We start from the raw sequence: 22,163 nt of genomic DNA on the forward strand, positions 1-22,163 counted from the left end.
GCCGCTGCGATCGGGTATACTCGGGCGGCAATCTGGGATTTCCGGGGGGAGACAATTTGCGCGTAAGTCGCTCGTTAACAATCAAGCAGATGGCAATGGTGGCAGCCGTTGTCCTGGTGTTCGTTTTTATTTTTTGCACCGTTTTGCTGTTCCATCTGGTCCAACAGAATCGCTATAACACGGCTACGCAACTGGAAAGCATTGCTCGCTCTGTCCGCGAACCCTTATCTTCAGCTATTTTGAAAGGCGATATTCCCGAAGCGGAAGCTATTCTTGCCAGCATTAAACCGGCAGGCGTGGTCAGCCGTGCCGATGTAGTGCTGCCTAACCAGTTCCAGGCGCTGCGTAAAAGTTTTATTCCAGAGCGCCCGGTGCCGGTAATGGTTACTCGCCTGTTTGAGCTACCGGTTCAAATCTCGCTGGGCGTTTACTCGCTCGAACGTCCGGCAAACCCGCAGCCAATTGCCTATCTGGTACTACAGGCGGATTCCTTCCGTATGTATAAGTTCGTGATGAGCACCCTCTCAACGTTAGTGACCATTTACTTACTTTTGTCGCTTATCCTGACCGTCGCCATCAGCTGGTGCATTAACCGCCTGATTTTGCATCCGTTACGCAATATTGCTCGCGAACTTAACGCCATCCCAGCCCAGGAGCTTGTTGGTCACCAACTGGCATTACCGCGTCTGCATCAGGACGATGAAATCGGTATGTTGGTGCGCAGTTACAACCTCAACCAGCAATTGCTGCAGCGCCATTATGAAGAACAGAACGAAAATGCGATGCGCTTCCCGGTGTCGGATTTGCCGAACAAAGCCTTGCTGATGGAGATGCTGGAGCAGGTTGTCGCGCGTAAACAAACCACCGCGCTGATGATCATCACCTGTGAAACCCTGCGTGATACTGCGGGCGTGCTGAAAGAGGCGCAACGAGAAATTCTGCTGCTGACGCTGGTGGAAAAACTCAAATCGGTACTGTCGCCACGTATGATCCTCGCGCAGATTAGCGGTTATGACTTTGCTGTCATTGCCAACGGTGTACAGGAACCGTGGCACGCAATCACCTTAGGTCAGCAAGTGCTCACTATCATGAGCGAGCGCCTGCCGATTGAACGTATTCAACTCCGTCCGCACTGTAGCATTGGCGTGGCGATGTTCTACGGCGATCTCACCGCCGAACAGCTTTACAGTCGCGCTATTTCTGCGGCATTTACCGCTCGCCATAAAGGCAAGAATCAGATTCAGTTCTTTGATCCGCAGCAGATGGAAGCCGCCCAGAAGCGGTTGACGGAAGAGAGCGATATCCTTAATGCACTGGAAAATCATCAGTTTGCAATTTGGTTACAGCCACAGGTCGAGATGACCAGCGGTAAACTGGTCAGTGCGGAAGTGTTACTGCGTATCCAGCAACCGGATGGCAGTTGGGACCTGCCGGATGGCTTAATCGATCGCATTGAGTGCTGTGGGCTCATGGTTACCGTCGGTCACTGGGTGCTGGAAGAGTCCTGTCGATTGCTTGCAGCCTGGCAAGAGCGCGGCATTATGCTGCCCTTGTCGGTAAACCTCTCTGCGCTGCAACTGATGCACCCGAATATGGTGGCGGATATGCTGGAACTGTTAACCCGCTATCGCATTCAGCCGGGAACACTGATTCTGGAAGTGACAGAAAGCCGACGTATTGACGACCCTCATGCTGCGGTGGCAATCCTCCGTCCGCTGCGCAATGCCGGAGTTCGGGTGGCGCTGGATGATTTCGGCATGGGCTACGCAGGGCTGCGTCAGCTGCAGCATATGAAATCGTTGCCAATCGACGTACTGAAAATCGACAAAATGTTTGTTGAAGGCTTGCCGGAAGATAGCAGCATGATTGCTGCAATTATCATGCTGGCGCAGAGCCTGAACTTACAAATGATTGCCGAAGGCGTGGAGACTGAAGCACAACGCGACTGGCTGGCAAAAGCGGGCGTTGGTATTGCCCAGGGCTTCCTTTTTGCTCGACCACTCCCTATTGAAATCTTCGAAGAGAGTTACCTGGAAGAAAAGTAGCTACCCCAAACTGATTACAAAACTTTAAAAAGTGCTGGTTTGTGCGAGCCAGCTCAAACTTTTTAACCTTTTTGTTTCAATTATGATCCAGGTACATTTCTGTGATGTTGTCTGGGTGTTATTTTAAGGCCGCAGGTACCCCATAACCTTACAAGACCTGTGGTTTTACTAAAGGACACCCTATGAAAACCTCTCTGTTTAAAAGCCTTTACTTTCAGGTCCTGACAGCGATAGCCATTGGTATTCTCCTTGGCCATTTCTATCCTGAAATAGGCGAGCAAATGAAACCGCTTGGCGACGGCTTCGTTAAGCTCATTAAGATGATCATCGCTCCTGTCATCTTTTGTACCGTCGTAACGGGCATTGCGGGCATGGAAAGCATGAAGGCGGTCGGTCGTACCGGCGCAGTCGCACTGCTTTACTTTGAGATTGTCAGTACCATCGCGCTGATTATTGGTCTTATCATCGTTAACGTCGTGCAGCCTGGTGCCGGAATGAACGTCGATCCGGCAACGCTTGATGCGAAAGCGGTAGCGGTTTACGCCGATCAGGCGAAAGACCAGGGCATTGTCGCCTTCATTATGGATGTCATCCCGGCGAGCGTCATTGGCGCATTTGCCAGCGGTAACATTCTGCAGGTGCTGCTGTTTGCCGTACTGTTTGGTTTTGCGCTCCACCGTCTGGGCAGCAAAGGCCAACTGATTTTTAACGTCATCGAAAGTTTCTCGCAGGTCATCTTCGGCATCATCAATATGATCATGCGTCTGGCACCTATTGGTGCGTTCGGGGCAATGGCGTTTACCATCGGTAAATACGGCGTCGGCACACTGGTGCAACTGGGGCAGCTGATTATCTGTTTCTACATTACCTGTATCCTGTTTGTGGTGCTGGTATTGGGTTCAATCGCTAAAGCGACTGGTTTCAGTATCTTCAAATTTATCCGCTACATCCGTGAAGAACTGCTGATTGTACTGGGGACTTCATCTTCCGAGTCGGCGCTGCCGCGTATGCTCGACAAGATGGAGAAACTCGGCTGCCGTAAATCGGTGGTGGGGCTGGTCATCCCGACAGGCTACTCGTTTAACCTTGATGGCACATCGATATACCTGACAATGGCGGCGGTGTTTATCGCCCAGGCCACTAACAGTCAGATGGATATCGTCCACCAAATCACGCTGTTAATCGTGTTGCTGCTTTCTTCTAAAGGGGCGGCAGGGGTAACGGGTAGTGGCTTTATCGTGCTGGCGGCGACGCTCTCTGCGGTGGGCCATTTGCCGGTAGCGGGTCTGGCGCTGATCCTCGGTATCGACCGCTTTATGTCAGAAGCTCGTGCGCTGACTAACCTGGTCGGTAACGGCGTAGCGACCATTGTCGTTGCTAAGTGGGTGAAAGAACTGGACCACAAAAAACTGGACGATGTGCTGAATAATCGTGCGCCGGATGGCAAAACGCACGAATTATCCTCTTAATCTCATCACTTATGCCCGCACTCCCTTCCCCGAGTGCGGGTGTTTGCGCATAATTGACCCCTGTGCCTGAACTTACCACCTGGGTGAGTTCAGGTTTATTTCACTTCTTCCGTGACATTTTCATGTTCTTGCGGTCTAACACGAAGTGTTTTTAACGTCATTTAGACTGACCGACAACGGGCAGTTTTTTTATTACCAGGATAGTTGATCAGGGGTTCACATGCAGGGCACAAAAATTCGACTTTTAGCGGGCGGTTTGCTGATGATGGCCACTGCTGGCTATGTGCAGGCAGATGCGCTCCAGCCTGATCCAGCATGGCAACAGGGGACGCTTTCCAACGGTTTACAGTGGCAAGTGCTGACCACCCCCCAGCGTCCCAGCGATCGTGTTGAAATTCGCCTGCTGGTTAATACCGGTTCGCTCGCCGAAAGTACACAACAGAGCGGTTACAGTCACGCCATCCCTCGTATTGCGCTAACGCAAAGCGGTGGCCTTGACGCAGCACAGGCGCGTTCATTGTGGCAGCAGGGGATCGACCCTAAACGCCCGATGCCGCCGGTAATTGTCTCGTATGACACTACGCTGTTTAATCTGAGTTTGCCCAATAACCGTAACGATTTGCTGAAAGAGGCGCTCTCTTACCTGGCAAATGCCACTGGCAAACTGACTATCACGCCAGAAACCATCAACCACGCGCTGCAAAGTCAGGACATGGTGGCAACCTGGCCTGCCGATACTAAAGAGGGCTGGTGGCGTTATCGTCTGAAAGGATCAACCTTGTTAGGTCACGATCCTGCCGATCCGCTGAAACAACCCGTTGAAGCGGAAAAAATTAAAGATTTCTATCAGAAATGGTACACCCCGGATGCAATGACGCTACTGGTGGTGGGAAACGTGGATGCGCGCTCGGTTGTCGACCAAATAAACAAAACGTTTGGCGAACTGAAAGGCAAACGTGAAACGCCAGCTCCGGTGCCGACGCTTTCTCCGCTGCGTGCGGAAGCGGTGAGTATTATGACTGACGCGGTACGTCAGGACCGGTTATCTATCATGTGGGATACGCCGTGGCAGCCGATTCGTGAATCAGCCGCACTGCTGCGCTACTGGCGTGCGGACCTGGCCCGCGAGGCGCTGTTCTGGCATGTTCAGCAAGCGTTAAGCGCCAGTAACAGCAAAGACATCGGTCTTGGATTTGACTGCCGTGTGCTGTATCTGCGTGCGCAGTGTGCCATCAACATCGAATCACCAAACGACAAGCTGAACAGCAACCTTAATCTGGTGGCGCGTGAACTGGCGAAGGTTCGCGATAAAGGTCTGCCGGAAGAAGAGTTCAATGCGTTAGTGGCGCAAAAGAAACTGGAGCTGCAGAAACTGTTTGCCGCCTATGCGCGGGCTGATACCGATATTCTGATGGGTCAGCGGATGCGTTCGTTGCAAAATCAGGTCGTCGATATCGCGCCGGAGCAGTATCAGAAACTGCGGCAGGATTTCCTTAACAGCCTGACGGTGGAGATGTTAAATCAGGATCTGCGTCAGCAGTTGTCGAATGATATGGCGTTAATACTGCTGCAGCCGAAAGGCGAGCCGGAATTTAACATGAAAGCGTTGCAGGCGGCCTGGGATCAAATCATGGCCCCATCGACTGCTGCTGCCGCCACCTCTGTCGCCACGGATGACGTACATCCTGAAGTGACGGATATTCCACCTGCACAGTAATGCCTGATGGTGATGAGTTAGCACAACCATCAGGTATTTATGGATGAGCTGGATAGAGGGGTAACACTTTATCCAGCCTTTTGCATATGCTGCGTTTACGCTGGCATCGCCTCACGCGGGATAATCGCGCCGCGATACTGAATAACGGTACTTGCGGTCAGGTGCCCGCGTTTCGCCGCGTTTTCCGCACTGCCGCCCGTCAAACGTACCGCCAGATAACCGGCGCTGAAAGAGTCGCCAGCTGCGGTGGTATCGATCACTTTTTCTTTCGGCAGTTTCACCGCCGGAACATCCACTAACCCTTCGCCAGCAATGGACACCAGGCAAGAATCCGCCCCGCGTTTCACCACCACTTCTTTCACGCCCGCGTTATGGGTGCGCGCAATGACGTCTTCCACCGGCTGTTGACCCCACAGCGCGTCTTCATCGTCCAGCGTCAGGAAGGCGATATCCGTGCATTCCAGCATTTGTTGGTACACCTGCTGTGTCTCTTCTTTGCTGGCCCACAGGCGCGGACGATAGTTATTGTCGAAAATCACTTTTCCGCCGTTGGCGCGGCATTCGCGCAGCAGGGAAAGCAGCTTTTCGCGGCTGGTCGGGCTTAAGATCGCCAGGCTAATCCCGCTCAGGTAGAGATAATCGAAATTCGCCAGCTCTTCGCAAATCGCCGCAGACTGCTCACTCTCCAGCCAGAATTTGGCGGCGGCTTCGTTCCGCCAGTAGTAGAACGTACGCTCGCCGGTGCTGTCGGTTTCAATGTAGTAAAGGCCCGGCAGACGGTTTTCCATCCGTTGGGTCAGGGAAGTATCAACGTTCTCGCCGTGCCAGGCGTCCAGCATTTGCTGGCTAAAACTGTCCGTTCCCAGCGCCGTTACGTAATGAACGGTTAATGCCGCAGGATCGACCTGACGGGCGATATAGACGGAAGTGTTCAGGGTATCGCCGCCGAAACCGCGCTTAACGTCCGCGCCTTTCTCGGAAAGCTCAATCATGCATTCGCCAATCACGGCAATCTTTTTGGACATAGTCGTGAACCTGATCTGTAAAAAATTAGCGTTAGTTTGCGCTGTGGTGGTTTGCTGGTCAACCATATTAAAACAGTGTTCCATTATTTTTTTGAGCCAGAACGTATTCCTGAAAGATTCCGTTGTGGAGTGAGGAAATTTACCCCGGCCAGGCGGTAAAGTTCTGCCCTTGCGCGCCGATAATCTTTGTCGAGTCCGGGCAGCATCACTTTTAAACACAGGACATCTTTGATGATAAGGCAGGTTATCCAGCGAATAAGCAACCCTGAAGCAAGCATCGAGAGCTTGCAGGAACGGCGTTTTTGGTTGCAGTGTGAGCGTGCTTACACCTGGCAGCCGATCTATCAAACATGCGGACGGTTAATGGCCGTGGAGCTATTAACGGTGGTCACGCATCCCTTGAACCCTTCGCAACGCCTGCCGCCGGATCGCTATTTTACTGAAATCACCGTCAGCCATCGGATGGAGGTTGTGAAAGAGCAGATTGATTTGCTGGCGCAAAAAGCCGACTTCTTTATAGAGCACGGCCTGCTGGCATCGGTCAATATTGATGGCCCTACGCTCATCGCCCTGCGTCAGCAACCAAAAATCCTGCGCCAGATTGAGCGTCTTCCCTGGCTGCGTTTCGAACTGGTGGAGCATATCCGTCTGCCGAAAGATTCAACCTTTGCCTCGATGTGTGAATTTGGCCCGCTGTGGCTGGATGATTTTGGTACCGGGATGGCAAATTTCTCTGCACTAAGTGAAGTGCGTTATGACTACATCAAAATCGCGCGAGAACTGTTTGTGATGCTGCGTCAGTCGCCGGAAGGACGCACACTCTTTTCTCAGCTTTTACATCTAATGAATCGCTATTGTCGCGGGGTGATTGTCGAGGGCGTAGAAACGCCGGAAGAGTGGCGTGATGTTCAGAACTCGCCCGCATTCGCCGCACAAGGCTGGTTTCTTTCACGCCCGGCACCGATAGAAACGCTGAATACGGCGGTTCTGGCGCTATAAGCTGCCTCATTTTCCGCCTGGCTGGACTATCTTTAGGACTGGCACAGGAAGAATATGAGGAAGCGAACGATGAGCAAGGCAGGCAAAATAACCGCTGCGATTTCAGTGGCTTTCTTGTTGTTGATTGTCGTGGCGATCATTTTGATTGCAACTTTTGACTGGAATCGACTCAAACCGACCATCAACCAGAAAGTCTCTGCGGAGTTGAATCGTCCGTTCGCTATCCGTGGCGATCTGGGCGTGGTGTGGGAGCGGCAAAAACAAGAAACTGGCTGGCGCAGCTGGGTGCCGTGGCCCCATGTACACGCGGAAGACATCATTCTTGGCAATCCACCGGATATTCCCGAAGTCACGATGGTGCATTTGCCACGCGTAGAGGCAACGCTGGCCCCGCTGGCGCTGCTGACCAAAACGGTCTGGCTGCCGTGGATCAAGCTCGAAAAGCCCGACGCGCGCCTGATTCGCCTCTCCGAAAAGAACAATAACTGGACGTTTAATCTCGCCAACGATGATAACAAAGACGCGAATGCAAAGCCGTCGGCATGGTCGTTTCGGCTGGATAATATTCTTTTCGATCAAGGGCGGATCGCTATTGATGACAAAGTAAGCAAAGCGGATCTGGAGATTTTTGTTGATCCGTTAGGCAAGCCGCTGCCGTTCAGCGAAGTTACTGGATCGAAAGGTAAAGCGGATAAAGAAAAGGTGGGCGATTACGTTTTTGGCCTGAAGGCGCAGGGACGTTATAACGGTGAACCGCTCACGGGTACGGGAAAAATAGGCGGTATGCTGGCGCTGCGTGGCGAAGGAACGCCGTTTCCGGTACAGGCTGATTTCCGCTCTGGTAACACCCGTGTTGCTTTTGATGGCGTCGTGAATGACCCAATGAAGATGGGCGGTGTCGATTTACGGCTTAAATTTTCTGGCGATTCACTGGGTGATCTCTATGAACTGACGGGCGTTCTGCTGCCCGATACCCCGCCGTTTGAAACGGATGGTCGGCTGGTAGCGAAAATCGACACTGAAAAATCGTCGGTCTTTGATTATCGCGGTTTTAATGGGCGAATTGGCGATAGCGATATCCACGGTTCTCTGGTCTACACCACCGGAAAGCCACGACCAAAACTGGAAGGTGATGTCGAGTCGCGGCAATTGCGGCTGGCGGACCTGGGACCGTTAATTGGCGTTGACTCCGGGAAAGGGGCAGAAAAGTCGAAACGGTCTGAACAGAAGAAGGGCGAAAAAAGCGTTCAGCCTGCGGGCAAAGTGCTGCCTTATGACCGCTTCGAAACCGATAAATGGGACGTTATGGATGCCGATGTTCGCTTCAAAGGGCGGCGCATTGAGCATGGCAGTAGCCTGCCGATTAGCGATCTTTCTACTCATATCATCCTCAAAAATGCTGACCTGCGCCTGCAACCGCTGAAATTTGGCATGGCGGGCGGCAGCATTGCGGCGAATATCCATCTGGAAGGCGATAAAAAGCCGATGCAGGGGCGGGCAGATATTCAGGCTCGTCGACTGAAACTGAAAGAACTGATGCCCGATGTGGAACTGATGCAGAAGACGCTGGGGGAAATGAACGGTGACGCGGAACTACGCGGTAGCGGTAACTCGGTGGCGGCGCTTTTAGGCAACAGTAACGGCAACCTGAAACTGTTGATGAATAACGGGCTGGTGAGCCGCAACCTGATGGAGATTGTTGGGCTGAATGTCGGCAACTACATTGTCGGTGCGATATTTGGTGACGATGAGGTGCGGGTGAACTGCGCGGCGGCGAATCTGAATATTGCCAACGGCGTGGCGCGCCCGCAGATTTTTGCTTTCGATACTGAGAACGCGTTGATTAATGTTACCGGCACGGCAAGTTTTGCTTCGGAACAGCTGGATTTGACTATTGATCCGGAGAGTAAAGGGATTCGGATTATCACACTGCGTTCGCCGCTGTATGTGCGTGGGACGTTTAAAAATCCGCAGGCTGGGGTGAAAGCCGGGCCGTTGATTGCCCGTGGTGCTGTTGCTGCGGCACTGGCAACGCTGGTAACACCGGCGGCGGCGTTACTGGCACTGATCTCACCTTCCGAAGGGGAGGCTAATCAGTGTCGGACGATATTGTCGCAGATGAAGAAGTGATGAGGTTGGATTGTGTTTGCTGGTGAGTTCGGGAGCAGCGTGTTCCCCTCACCCTAACCCTCTCCCCAAAGGGGCGAGGGGACTGTTTTGTGCGTGTTGAAACAACGAGTACCGCTTTTCCGTTCACTTTCTGGGGGAGGGCTGTTATGTTCGCGATATAACATCTCGCTCCGCTTTTCTCCCTCTCCCTTTCAGGGAGAGGGCTGGGGTGAGGGTGGCTGCCCACACGATACTTACAACGACTGATGTCGCGTCTCATGGGTCAGCAGCAGGGCGATTAACGTCAAGCCAGCCATCGCCGCCAGATATAACCCCACCGCACCTAACCCGTAGTTAGTCTGCAACCAGGCTGCGATATACGGCGCAACGGAAGCCCCGAGAATCGACGCTACGTTGTAAGAGAACGATGCTCCGGTGTAACGCACTTCTGTTGGGAACAGCTCTGGTAACAGCGCGCCCATCGGCCCGAAGGTCAGCCCCATCAGACTTAACCCCAGCAGCAGGAAGGCAAAAACCAGAATCGGGTTGCCAGAACCGAGCAGCGGGTTAAAGGCGAACAGCGCGAACAGGATGATCAGCGTGGTGATAATTACCATGCTTTTACGGCGACCAAAGGCATCAGCCAGTAATCCGGCGACTGGCACCATCACGCCAAAACCAATAACTGCCATCATCAGCATCCACAACACTTCGTTACGTGGCAGGCCAAGCCCAACTGGCGCGGCGGCGGTACTGAAGGTCATAGAGTAGACCGTCATGATGTAAAACAGCGTATATGTTGCCAGCATGATGAACGTACCCAGTACGGTTACGCGAACATGTTTGGTCAGCAGCGTACCCAGCGGGATCTTCACCTGTTTTTTCGCTTTAGCGACTTTCTCAAACACCGGCGACTCATGCAGCGACACGCGAACATACAGGCCGATAATGACCAGCACCGCCGAGAAGATAAATGGCACACGCCAGCCCCAGCTCATAAACTGCTCATCGGTCAGTAGCCAGGAAAGCAGCAAGAAAGTGCCGTTGGCAAAGAAGAAGCCAATCGGTGCGCCCAGCTGTGGGAAGGAGCCATACAGTGCACGTTTGCGCGGTGGGGCGTTTTCAGTCGCCAGCAGCGCCGCGCCGCCCCATTCACCGCCTAAGCCCAGACCCTGACCAAATCGAGCCAGCGCCAGCAGCAGTGGGGCGAAAATACCAATCGTGGCATAGCCCGGCAGCAGACCAATCACCACGGTCGAAATCCCCATCGTTAGCAACGAGGCGACCAGCGTCGCTTTACGCCCAACGCGATCGCCAAAATGACCAAAAACGGCAGAGCCAATGGGGCGCGCGACGAAGGCGATGGCGAAGGTGGCGAGCGACTGTAGCGTTGCTGCCGTTGGATCGCCCTGCGGGAAGAAGATATGCGGAAACACAATAACGGCCGCAGTGGCGTAAATGTAAAAGTCGAAGAACTCAATGGCCGTGCCAATGAGAGAGGCGACAAGGACTTTATTACGCGAGTTGATCGGCGTGTATTCTTGCTCGTGGTCGAGTGTTGTGGCTGTTGCTTGCATAATCTTTTCTTATTTTTTGGCTAACGAATAGCCATATTACGCACAGCAAAAGTGATATTTCAATGTGTAACAAATCGCGGAAATGGTCAAAAACCAGGCAAAAAGGGGATAATGTTTAGGCCAGTGATTTTTCTTCTATGAAATGCTTCACATAATTTTATAAATAGTGGATAAAACTGGTTTCAGGTTAAATAAAAGTTACCAACTGGATTTATATGCTGGGGTTATGAGTTGGAATGAAATTGTTTGCTCCCAAATAGATGGCTGAAGAGGCTCTGGGGAAGAGTTTCAAGAGGTTATGTGCGCATTATAGCCGGATGCGATGCTGGCGCATCTTATCCGGCCTACGGGGAGCCAGGCCGAATAAAATCGTATGCCGGATAAGGCGTTTACGCCGCATCCGGCCTATTTTAAGGCTGCGTTTTCCCTGGCATTCGCGGGTCGTCTTTATATTCGGCGGTGGCAATCCACGCCGCGCAAAACAGCGTCAAACGGGCGAAGAAGTAGAAAAATGCCATCAGCCCCAGCACGGAACCAAATGCTGCGCCAGAGGGGGATTTCATCAGCGATGGCAGGGTGTAGGTCATCACGATTTTAATCACTTCAAAACCAATAGCAGCCAGAAATGTTCCGCGAATCAGGGCTTTTTTGCGCGGACGGTGGCGCGGTAACCGCCAGAAGATCCAGAAGAAAAGCAGATAGTTGGCGAAGATGGAAATCGCCAGGCCAATCAACCGCCACGTCGGTTTCAGCCACTCAATGCTGTTCAGGTGCAGGGCGCTAATAATCATTTGCTGCGCCGAACCGGCAACCGAGGTGATCGAAAGCGTCACAATCAGCGCAATCAACAAACCAATCAGCGAAATAAAATCACGCAGATATTTTACCCAGAACTTCTCCTGATCTTGCGGCGAGCGTTCCCAGACATCGCGCGACTGGGCACGAATCGCTTCACGCAGGTTACCCATCCAGTTGATGCCGGAATAAAGCGCTACCGCCAGGCCGACAAGCCCTACAGTCGTACGCTGCTGAACGGCGGTGTTGATGGTGTTTTTCAACGTGGCGGCTAGCGTCGGATCGCTGATGTTTTGCAGAATTTTGTCGAAGATATCCTGTAGCAACATCGGATGGGAGGCCAGCACAAAGCCCCCTGCGGCAAACGACACCATCAAAATCGGGATCATCGATAAAAATGAGAAATAGGTGATAGCCGCACCAAACTGGTTACCCAGCCGATCGTTAAAGCGTTCTGTCGCGCGAATCAGGTGCGCAATAACCGGTTGGCGTTGGACTTTTTCGGCAGTGGTGGTGACGGTTTCCAGCGCCTGGCTAACTTTGCCGCCTTTCTCGCTATTATCCAACTGCTTAATCGGCTCGTGCTCCAGATCCTGGGTGGGACGTTTGATCTCGTTTTCCTGCGTCATCCGCTCTTTTGTCCTTCTGTCGTGGTCATTCTTAAAAAGTATAGTCGGTCAGTCCAGGTGCTCTTTCATTACGCCAGCCAGCCACTGCATAAACAGGTTTACACGCCGGGAAAGCTCCCGACGCTGCGGGTAAACCAGCGAAAGGGAGAGCGGCTCGGCACGGTAGCCTGGCAACACTTCAATAAGCCGCCCGGCACGCAGGGCTTCGCGCACGGCAATGCGCGGGATCTGAATAATCCCCAGACCGGCAAGACCGGCGGCGAGATAGTTTTCGCTACTGTTTACCGTCAACATGCCGCCAGACTTAAACCACTGGACGCCATTAACGCTGGCAACCTCAAAACCTAACGGATGTACACCCAGGTGCGGTGTATAACGCACTATTGCGTGTGAAGTCAGATCATCGGGGCTTTGCGGATAACCAAAGCGCGTCAGATAGTGCGGACTGGCACAGTTGACCATGGTCAGTTTGCCGAGGGGACGGGTGATAACGCCATCTTCCGGTAACGCGCCAGTGCGTATCACGCAATCAAAACCATCATGAAGAATATCTACCGGACGGTCATGGCTACTCAGTTCCAGCTCAATTCCCGGATGCAGATAGAGAAATTCCGACAGGCGCGGCAGTAACAGGCTTTTCGCGATTCCTGGCGGGATGTCGATGCGTAATTTACCGCTGATACTGGTGGCATCCTGTTGAAACAGACCGTCCAGTTCGCTGAGATTACTCAACACATCTTTTGCTCGTTGATAATAGGTCATGCCTTCTGGCGTGAGTTTGACCCGTCGCGTGGTGCGCTGGAGAAGCTGGGTGCCAAGTTGATGTTCCAGTGCCTGTATCTGGCGCGAAACACTTCCTTTTGGCAAAGCAAAGAAATCCGCCGCGCGGGAAAAACTTTCCAGCTCCGCGACTTTGATGAACAACTGCATTGCGTGAATTTTATCCATTTCTTTGACCGATTGTTGTTCACAGCGAAACAGTAACGCGCATATCGCATTGTTTATTGTTTTTTCTAACATCTAATGCCGGGTTTCACAATGTTGTCATGACGAATGTGGCGATTTCTCAGCAGGAAAAGGGCGGAATAGCTTTCTGAGAAAGGTGAATCCCCCTAAACAGAGCGTATTTTTCAGCGATTCCCTTTAAAGTGAATAGAGGACGTGTTGGCTATTTGTGCTTATTTTTGTCTCATTGCCGTTTGTTATTTTTGCTTGTGGTCGCGGAGTTTCATTTTTAATTGCATGCGTACTAACCACCAATATAAGGAAATCCTCAAAATTGTTTTAAATAGTGCCCTCGACATGTAATTTCAGGCGTTTAGCTGTAACTATTTATATCGGTAACTATTTTCTACGCGTCATCTCTGTAGAATGGCCACCGCCAAATGGCGAATTCTTATTTTTTCTCGCGGGTAATACCCTTCCACTACTTAAGTCTTTTTAACGTATTCAGGTGGAGATTCAGTTATGCAAATAGTCATGTTTGACAGGCAGTCAATATTTATTCATGGAATGAAAATCAGTTTACAGCAGCGTATTCCAGGAGTGAGTATTCAGGGGGCCAGTCAGGCAGACGAGTTATGGCAAAAGCTGGAAAGTTACCCTGAAGCCTTAGTTATGCTCGATGGCGATCAGGATGGTGAGTTTTGCTACTGGTTGCTGCAAAAAACCGTGGTGCAGTTTCCTGAGGTTAAGGTGTTAATCACGGCGACGGATTGCAATAAACGGTGGTTACAGGAAGTTATTCATTTTAATGTGCTGGCCATTGTGCCTCGTGATTCAACCGTCGAGACATTTGCGTTGGCGGTAAATAGTGCGGCGATGGGGATGATGTTTCTGCCTGGAGACTGGCGGACGACGCCGGAAAAGGACATTAAAGATCTCAAATCGTTAAGCGCCCGCCAGCGGGAGATTTTAACCATGTTAGCGGCGGGCGAATCAAATAAGGAGATCGGCAGAGCGCTGAATATCAGTACCGGAACGGTAAAAGCGCATCTGGAATCCCTGTATCGCCGTCTGGAAGTGAAAAATCGCACCCAGGCGGCAATGATGTTAAATATCTCCTCCTGAAGAGGATAATTTTACAGCCAGCAGGAAGTTAGCGGCTGGCTGTAAAAATATTATGGTTCGCCGTACAAACCAATTAAACGGCGTACCACACCGTTAGTCCAGCCAAACCCATCCTGCAACGGATACTCGCCACCGCCGCCTTCGCGGGGAACACCATCGGCAATATGGTATTTCTCGATCATTTTGTGCTGTTCCAGATAGAACTGATTCACCGTTTTCAGCCAGCTGCGCGCGATTTCATCACCCAGAAGGTCATCGCCATACATTTTAAATCCCTGAATTGCCATCCATTGTAACGGTGCCCAGCCATTGGGTTTATCCCACTGTTCACCGGTTTCGTACTCGCTTGCCAGAATCCCGCCAGGTGTCAGTAACCGGCTGCGTACGGCGTTTGCCAGACGATCGGCCTGTTCATGGTTCGCCATGCCGACATAGAGCGGCACAATGGCGGCAGCGGAAAACAGCGCCAGTTGTTCGCGTCGCCAGTCGTAATCGCGGTAGATGCCGTTTTCATCATCCCAGAGGTAACGGTTTACCGCATCGCGACGGGCACTGGCCTTCTGGCGGAACAGCGCTTCTGTCTCTTTCTCGCCTTTCAGCGCCGAGATGTTGGCGATGGCGCTCTCCAGTTTAAACAGGAAGGCATTCAGATCGATGGGGATGAACTGGGTGGTACGAATGCTCGCCAGACGACCAGTATCACGCAGCCAACGGGAAGAGTAATCCCAACCTGAGGCCGCTCCCGCGCGTAAATCGCGGTACACCTCGTTGGGCGGGCGACCAGAATGTTTCGCGGTTTCAACGTCCTCAAGCCAGGATTCGTCACGCGGCGTGTCGCGATCGTCCCAATAACGGTTGAGCAGCGATCCGTCCGGCATCCGCACAACATGGCGATAGGCCTGATTAGGGATCAACGATTCTGCACCGTCCATCCAGAAGGCATATTCCATTTTAAGGTGGTCGAGATAGCGGCGCGCACCGCGTACACCATCTTCTTCAAACAACTCCACCATCAGCGCAAAAACCGGTGGTTGCGATCGGCTCAAATAATAGGTGCGGTTGCCGTTGGGGATGTGACCATAGTTTTCGATCATCCAGGCGAAGTTATCGGCCATGCATTTCAGCAAATCTTCCCGACCACTTTCCGCCAGCCCCAGCATGGTGAAATAGGAATCCCAATAGTAGGTTTCGCTAAAACGGCCGCCCGGGACAATATATGACTGCGGTAGCGCCAGCAGAGAAGACCACGGAATGTGATCCTGTGGTTCGCGGGTTAGCACCGGCCACAGCTGGTCGATATGCTCTTTCAGGGAATTTTGCGGGTCCGATACATACTCGCTGGAGTAGACCTCCGGCAGCCAGAAGTGATTTTCAACAAACTTGCGCAAGTCAAAATCACGATGACGGCGCACTTTACGGTAGCGGATTAAAATATCCAGCGGGTCCATTTTGGGTGCGCAGTCGGGAAAGGTTTTACTGTCGGGGAAAATTTTCGCCGACTGAACATGCTCGAACAGTTCGAGATAGCGATCGGCAGGCGTCAGCGCATCAGAGGCGGGCAGCCCTTCAATCATCTCGGGTTCCGGTTCTGCCTCGATCATCTCATCCAGTTTTAATTCATACGGGTCCAGCTCATAGCAGAGATCGACTTCGATCATCAGTTCGTCTGGATTAGGGTTTTGAATTTTCTGATTGAGCATAAGGATCCAACCTCCGAAATTCGTCGCTAATTATCGGGCTTTTCTTTAAGGGTAGTCATTCGCTCCGCCTGGTGGGCGACAAAGCGTGCGGTGGATCACGTTTATTAACCTGTCAAAAAATATAACGCACTAATATCCATGGAATTTATAAAAATACGGATTTCGTGTTGTTTTTCATTTTCAGAACATTCAATCCTGCTCTCGCCGCAATCATGATATGCCATTCCTGATCTGGGTAATAGGCACAGGCTATCTTATTGATAGTTTATATTCATGTAATTGATTGATTCCTATCAAAAAGCGTATCTTACTGTTTTTTATGATGGCTTTGTCTCGCAGAGACGTTTGCAGCATTCTGGAAAATTTTCTGGGTCACAATAACTCACCACCGTGAGGGAAGAATAATGAAAATGGTCTCACGTATTACCGCGATCGGCCTGGCTGGCGTCGCGATTTGCTATTTAGGGTTATCTGGTTATGTGTGGTACCACGATAATAAACGCAGTAAACAGGCCGATGTTCAGGCATCTGCTGTCAGTGAAAATAATAAGGTTTTAGGCTTTCTCCGCGAAAAAGGATGCGACTATTGCCACACGCCTTCGGCAGAATTACCCGCCTATTATTATATTCCTGGCGCGAAACAGTTGATGGATTACGACATTAAGCTTGGATATAAATCTTTTAACCTCGAGGCCGTGCGTGCGGCACTGCTGGCTGATAAACCCGTTTCGCAAAGCGATCTGAATAAGATTGAATGGGTGATGCAGTATGAAACTATGCCACCAACGCGTTATACCGCGCTACACTGGGCGGGTAAGGTGAGTGATGAAGAGCGGGCGGAAATACTGGCCTGGATTGCAAAACAGCGCGCGGAATATTACGCCAGCAATGATACTGCTCCGGAGCATCGCAATGAACCGGTGCAGCCCATCCCGCAAAAATTGCCTACCGATGCGCAAAAAGTGGCGTTGGGCTTTGCGCTGTATCACGATCCCCGTTTATCGGCTGATAGCACCATTTCATGCGCTCATTGCCATGCGTTGAATGCGGGGGGCGTCGATGGCAGAAAAACATCGATTGGTGTTGGTGGCGCAGTTGGGCCGATTAACGCGCCGACGGTATTTAACTCAGTATTTAACGTTGAGCAGTTCTGGGATGGTCGTGCGGCAACATTGCAGGATCAGGCTGGTGGACCGCCGTTGAACCCGATTGAAATGGCGTCGAAATCCTGGGACGAAATTATTGCTAAGCTGGAAAAAGATCCGCAGCTTAAAGCGCAGTTCCTCGGCGTCTATCCGCAAGGTTTCAGTGGCGAAAATATTACTGATGCCATTGCTGAATTTGAGAAAACATTAATTACGCCGGATTCCCCATTTGATAAATGGTTGCGTGGAGATGAAAATGCGCTGACGGCGCAACAGAAAAAAGGCTATCAATTATTTAAAGATAATAAATGTGCAACTTGTCATGGTGGTATTATTCTCGGTGGACGTTCCTTTGAACCGTTGGGGCTGAAAAAAGACTTTAACTTTGGGGAAATTACGGCGGCGGATATTGGTCGTATGAATGTGACTAAAGAAGAGCGTGATAAATTGCGTCAGAAAGTACCCGGTTTACGTAACGTTGCTTTAACGGCACCGTACTTCCATCGCGGTGACGTGCCGACGCTGGACGGGGCGGTGAAACTGATGCTGCGCTATCAGGTAGGCAAAGAGCTGCCGCAGGAGGATGTGGATGATATCGTAGCTTTCCTGCACAGTCTGAACGGGGTGTACACGCCGTATATGCAGGATAAACAATAATTAATTTGATCGCCCGAACAGGAATGTTTGGGCGATTTTTATTACGATAATAAAGTCTGTTTTTAATATTATCATGTTAAATGTTTATATTATAAAAAGTCGTTTTTCTGCTTAGGATTTTGTTATTTAAATTAAGCCTGTAATGCCTTGCTTCCATTGCGGATAAATCCTACTTTTTTATTGCCTTCAAATAAATTTAAGGAGTTCGAAATGGACCAGAAGCTGTTAACGGATTTCCGCTCAGAACTACTCGATTCACGTTTTGGCGCAAAGGCCATTTCTACTATCGCGGAGTCAAAACGATTTCCGCTGCACGAAATGCGCGATGATGTCGCATTCCAGATTATCAATGATGAATTATATCTTGATGGCAACGCTCGTCAGAACCTGGCCACTTTCTGCCAGACCTGGGACGACGAAAACGTCCATAAATTGATGGATTTGTCGATCAATAAAAACTGGATCGACAAAGAAGAATATCCGCAATCCGCAGCCATCGACCTGCGTTGCGTAAATATGGTTGCCGATCTGTGGCATGCGCCTGCGCCGAAAAATGGTCAGGCCGTTGGCACCAACACCATTGGTTCTTCCGAGGCCTGTATGCTCGGCGGGATGGCGATGAAATGGCGTTGGCGCAAGCGTATGGAAGCTGCAGGCAAACCAACGGATAAACCAAACCTGGTGTGCGGTCCGGTACAAATCTGCTGGCATAAATTCGCCCGCTACTGGGATGTGGAGCTGCGTGAGATCCCTATGCGCCCCGGTCAGTTGTTTATGGACCCGAAACGCATGATTGAAGCCTGTGACGAAAACACCATCGGCGTGGTGCCGACTTTCGGCGTGACCTACACCGGTAACTATGAGTTCCCACAACCGCTGCACGATGCGCTGGATAAATTCCAGGCCGACACCGGTATCGACATCGACATGCACATCGACGCTGCCAGCGGTGGCTTCCTGGCACCGTTCGTCGCCCCGGATATCGTCTGGGACTTCCGCCTGCCGCGTGTGAAATCGATCAGTGCTTCAGGCCATAAATTCGGTCTGGCTCCGCTGGGCTGCGGCTGGGTTATCTGGCGTGACGAAGAAGCGCTGCCGCAGGAACTGGTGTTCAACGTTGACTACCTGGGTGGTCAAATTGGTACTTTTGCCATCAACTTCTCCCGCCCGGCGGGTCAGGTAATTGCACAGTACTATGAATTCTTGCGCCTCGGTCGTGAAGGCTATACCAAAGTACAGAACGCCTCTTACCAGGTTGCCGCTTATCTGGCGGATGAAATCGCCAAACTGGGGCCGTATGAGTTCATCTGTACGGGTCGCCCGGACGAAGGCATCCCGGCGGTTTGCTTCAAACTGAAAGATGGTGAAGATCCGGGATACACCCTGTACGACCTCTCTGAACGTCTGCGTCTGCGCGGCTGGCAGGTTCCGGCCTTCACTCTCGGCGGTGAAGCCACCGACATCGTGGTGATGCGCATTATGTGTCGTCGCGGCTTCGAAATGGACTTTGCTGAACTGTTGCTGGAAGACTACAAAGCCTCCCTGAAATATCTCAGCGATCACCCGAAACTGCAGGGTATTGCCCAGCAGAACAGCTTTAAACACACCTGATAACATAACGTTGTAAAAACCGAATGCCCAGCCTTTAAAAAAACAGCTGGGCATTCGGTTGCTTATTAATCGCAATAATATATTGGCTGTCTATTAATCGTGTTGATAAGATATATGTTATATGAATGTTTATTAAATGTAGCGATTGCCTTTAATGTCACGAAAAGGGATTATTTGCTTGCTATTAATTTCACTTCGTTCTTAAACACGTTTTTGTATTATAAATCCAGTCATCCTGCCCGTAGAACATCACACATTATCATCCTGTTCTCCCGCTTCGTTTAAATTTATTTATCAATCAATTTGACTTAAGAGGGCGGCGTGCTACATTAATTAACAGTAATATGTTTATGTAATATTAAGTCAACTATGCAATCATTACATGGGAATTGTCTAATTGCGTACGCAAGACATAAATATATTCTCACCATGGTTAATGGTGAATATCGCTATTTTAATGGCGGTGACCTGGTTTTTGCGGATGCAAGCCAAATTCGAGTAGATAAGTGTGTTGAAAATTTTGTATTAGTATCAAGGGATACGCTTTCATTATTTCTGCCGATGCTCAAGGAGGAGGCATTAAATCTTCATGCACATAAAAAAATTTCTTCATTACTCGTTCATCACTGTAGCAGAGATATTCCTGTTTTTCAGGAAGTTGCGCAACTATCGCAGAATAAGAATCTTCGCTATGCAGAAATGCTACGTAAAAGAGCATTAATCTTTGCGTTGTTATCTGTTTTTCTTGAGGATGAGCACTTTATACCGCTGCTTTTGAACGTTTTGCAACCGAACATGCGAACACGAGTTTGTACGGTTATCAATAATAATATCGCCCATGAGTGGACACTAGCCCGAATCGCCAGCGAGCTGTTGATGAGTCCAAGCCTGTTAAAGAAAAAATTGCGCGAAGAAGAGACATCATATTCACAGTTGCTTACTGAGTGTAGAATGCAACGTGCTTTGCAACTTATTGTTATACATGGCTTTTCAATTAAGCGAGTCGCAGTGTCCTGTGGATATCACAGCGTGTCGTATTTCATTTACGTCTTTCGAAATTATTATGGGATGACGCCCACAGAGTATCAGGAGCGATCGGCGCAGGGATTGCCGAACCGTGACTCGGCGGCAAGTATTGTTGCGCAAGGAAATTTTTACGGCACTGACCGTTCTGCGGAAGGAATAAGATTATAGAATTTTACTCAGACATAAAAAAAACCCGGCATAGGGGACCGGGAAGAGGATAGTCTGCCGTCTCCAGACTAATAAACCGTTATAACACTCCCTGTTGGCACGGGAAACTTTGTGCTCTCAGTAAGTTAAATATAACTTTTACTGGAAATAAGATCAGCCATTTTTTTATAAACATAAGCTATACGCAGTGCGAAAATATATTCGTGCTGCATTTACTTATTATCAATTAACTGTTATGCAAAACTACTTTGTGGATAAATTTTGGTCCTACCAAATCTGGCAGTTTTTTCGCTAAGAAACAGTCTGGCAACATTTCATTAGTATACTGAAATTGAAATAATCGCAGTATGAAATATAAGGGATAATCATGACTCATGTCTGCTCGGTGATCCTCATTCGTCGTTCATTCGATATTTATCATGAAAAGCATAAAATATCGCTGCATAACGAGAGTATCGTGCTGCTGGAGAAAAATTTGGCAGACGATTTTGCGTTTTGTTCACCGGATACGCGACGACTGGATATCGATGAGCTGACAGTTTGCCATTACTTACAAAATATTCGTCAGCTACCACGCAATTTAGGGTTACATAGCAAAGACCGTCTATTAATTAACCAGTCACCCCCCATGCCGCTGGTGACGGCGATTTTTGATAGCTTCAATGAATCCGGGGTAAATTCACCGATACTGAGCAATATGCTCTACCTTTCCTGTTTATCGATGTTTTCTCATAAGAAAGAACTGATCCCCTTACTTTTCAATAGCATCAGCACTGTTTCAGGAAAAGTTGAACGCCTTATTAGCTTTGATATCGCCAAACGTTGGTATCTGCGCGATATCGCGGAAAGAATGTATACCAGCGAGAGTCTCATCAAAAAAAAGTTGCAGGATGAAAATACCTGTTTCAGTAAAATATTACTCGCTTCCAGGATGTCGATGGCCAGACGATTACTCGAGTTACGTCAAATTCCTCTGCATACTATTGCAGAAAAATGTGGCTATAGCAGTACGTCGTACTTTATAAACACATTTCGACAATATTATGGTGTAACGCCACATCAGTTTGCGCAACATTCGCCAGGTACCTTTTCCTGACATATTTTGCATTTGAATATTGGTCAGGATCTCACACCTGCTTCATGTGAAACTCTTCCCTGATGATTTCTGCCGGGCTACCGGCTAGTTCTCTTTCGCAGTTTGCCAGGCGGTATAGGTATTTTCAGGAGGAAAAGACTCGGCATGTTTGGGATTATTAAGCTGACAATTCATACGATTACGGGAATGTGGGTCAGTATTGTGCTGTTCAAATTGATGACGAATGGCTGGAGTGGTTTCTACTTTCAGTGCTGTGTACTAAGCCTGGTATTCCTGACGGTTAGCTGGTTGTTGAGTGGTGAATGGTTAGCAGGAAAGAGTAAGG

15 protein-coding genes are annotated in these 22,163 nt (G+C 50.2%); 10 read left to right on the forward strand and 5 right to left on the reverse strand.

Going from position 1 to position 22,163, the window contains the following annotated elements; translation table 11 throughout:
* The first annotated feature begins 56 nt into the window (after nt 1–56).
* The 3 genes from hmsP (at nt 57) to HGD79_RS16930 (ending at nt 5,231) form a co-directional block, all read left to right on the forward strand.
* Entirely contained in the window at nt 57–2,045 is a 1,989-nt protein-coding gene (hmsP, locus tag HGD79_RS16920; protein ID WP_001266306.1) for a biofilm formation regulator HmsP, read from the forward strand.
* A gap of 182 nt (nt 2,046–2,227) precedes the next feature.
* Nucleotides 2,228–3,514, forward strand: a complete 1,287-nt coding sequence (gene dctA, locus HGD79_RS16925) for a C4-dicarboxylate transporter DctC (RefSeq protein ID WP_000858214.1) — start codon at nt 2,228–2,230, stop codon at nt 3,512–3,514.
* Nucleotides 3,515–3,734: 220 nt separating this feature from the next.
* A complete protein-coding gene (locus HGD79_RS16930; RefSeq protein WP_001163135.1) occupies nt 3,735–5,231 on the forward strand; it encodes a pitrilysin family protein in 1,497 nt (498 codons plus the stop codon).
* Nucleotides 5,232–5,326: 95 nt separating this feature from the next.
* Here HGD79_RS16930 and kdgK read toward each other — a convergent pair whose 3' ends face one another.
* The gene (gene kdgK / locus HGD79_RS16935) at nt 5,327–6,256 is read right to left on the reverse strand and encodes a 2-dehydro-3-deoxygluconokinase (RefSeq protein ID WP_001296796.1); all 930 of its coding nucleotides are present in this window, start codon (nt 6,254–6,256) and stop codon (nt 5,327–5,329) included.
* Nucleotides 6,257–6,487: 231 nt separating this feature from the next.
* Between kdgK and pdeH the strand changes: the two genes are divergently transcribed.
* Both pdeH and HGD79_RS16945 read left to right on the forward strand, forming a co-directional pair.
* The gene (pdeH, locus tag HGD79_RS16940) at nt 6,488–7,255 is read left to right on the forward strand and encodes a cyclic-guanylate-specific phosphodiesterase (RefSeq protein WP_001295219.1); all 768 of its coding nucleotides are present in this window, start codon (nt 6,488–6,490) and stop codon (nt 7,253–7,255) included.
* A gap of 69 nt (nt 7,256–7,324) precedes the next feature.
* Nucleotides 7,325–9,385, forward strand: a complete 2,061-nt coding sequence (locus tag HGD79_RS16945) for an AsmA family protein (RefSeq protein ID WP_168848452.1) — start codon at nt 7,325–7,327, stop codon at nt 9,383–9,385.
* 233 nt (nt 9,386–9,618) lie between these two features.
* Here the strand turns inward: HGD79_RS16945 and HGD79_RS16950 are convergent, their stop codons facing one another.
* The 3 genes from HGD79_RS16950 to HGD79_RS16960 all read right to left on the reverse strand — a co-directional run bounded on the left by HGD79_RS16950 (nt 9,619) and on the right by HGD79_RS16960 (nt 13,313).
* The gene (locus tag HGD79_RS16950) at nt 9,619–10,941 is read right to left on the reverse strand and encodes an MFS transporter (RefSeq protein WP_001149003.1); all 1,323 of its coding nucleotides are present in this window, start codon (nt 10,939–10,941) and stop codon (nt 9,619–9,621) included.
* Between the two features lie 410 nt (nt 10,942–11,351).
* The gene (gene yhjD / locus HGD79_RS16955; RefSeq protein ID WP_000191257.1) at nt 11,352–12,365 is read right to left on the reverse strand and encodes an inner membrane protein YhjD; all 1,014 of its coding nucleotides are present in this window, start codon (nt 12,363–12,365) and stop codon (nt 11,352–11,354) included.
* Between the two features lie 48 nt (nt 12,366–12,413).
* The gene (locus HGD79_RS16960) at nt 12,414–13,313 is read right to left on the reverse strand and encodes a LysR family transcriptional regulator (RefSeq protein ID WP_211086008.1); all 900 of its coding nucleotides are present in this window, start codon (nt 13,311–13,313) and stop codon (nt 12,414–12,416) included.
* A 519-nt stretch (nt 13,314–13,832) separates the two neighbouring features.
* On the opposite strand from HGD79_RS16960, the gene HGD79_RS16965 reads away from it, so the two are divergent.
* Complete coding sequence (locus tag HGD79_RS16965) at nt 13,833–14,435, forward strand: response regulator transcription factor (protein WP_001167676.1); 603 nt, start codon at nt 13,833–13,835, stop codon at nt 14,433–14,435.
* A 50-nt stretch (nt 14,436–14,485) separates the two neighbouring features.
* Here the strand turns inward: HGD79_RS16965 and HGD79_RS16970 are convergent, their stop codons facing one another.
* A complete protein-coding gene (locus HGD79_RS16970) occupies nt 14,486–16,135 on the reverse strand; it encodes an alpha,alpha-trehalase (RefSeq protein ID WP_000934218.1) in 1,650 nt (549 codons plus the stop codon).
* 404 nt (nt 16,136–16,539) lie between these two features.
* Between HGD79_RS16970 and ccp the strand changes: the two genes are divergently transcribed.
* The 4 genes from ccp (at nt 16,540) to gadW (ending at nt 21,838) form a co-directional block, all read left to right on the forward strand.
* Complete coding sequence (gene ccp / locus HGD79_RS16975; protein ID WP_000784825.1) at nt 16,540–17,937, forward strand: cytochrome c peroxidase; 1,398 nt, start codon at nt 16,540–16,542, stop codon at nt 17,935–17,937.
* Nucleotides 17,938–18,147: 210 nt separating this feature from the next.
* Entirely contained in the window at nt 18,148–19,548 is a 1,401-nt protein-coding gene (locus HGD79_RS16980; protein WP_000372240.1) for a glutamate decarboxylase, read from the forward strand.
* Nucleotides 19,549–19,917: 369 nt separating this feature from the next.
* Nucleotides 19,918–20,742, forward strand: a complete 825-nt coding sequence (gadX, locus tag HGD79_RS16985; protein WP_001191068.1) for an acid resistance transcriptional activator GadX — start codon at nt 19,918–19,920, stop codon at nt 20,740–20,742.
* A 367-nt stretch (nt 20,743–21,109) separates the two neighbouring features.
* Complete coding sequence (gene gadW / locus HGD79_RS16990) at nt 21,110–21,838, forward strand: acid resistance transcriptional activator GadW (RefSeq protein WP_096147551.1); 729 nt, start codon at nt 21,110–21,112, stop codon at nt 21,836–21,838.
* Nucleotides 21,839–22,163: the final 325 nt, after the last annotated feature.

The organism is Escherichia sp. SCLE84, assembly GCF_012584495.1.
Classification (GTDB): domain Bacteria; phylum Pseudomonadota; class Gammaproteobacteria; order Enterobacterales; family Enterobacteriaceae; genus ECMA0423.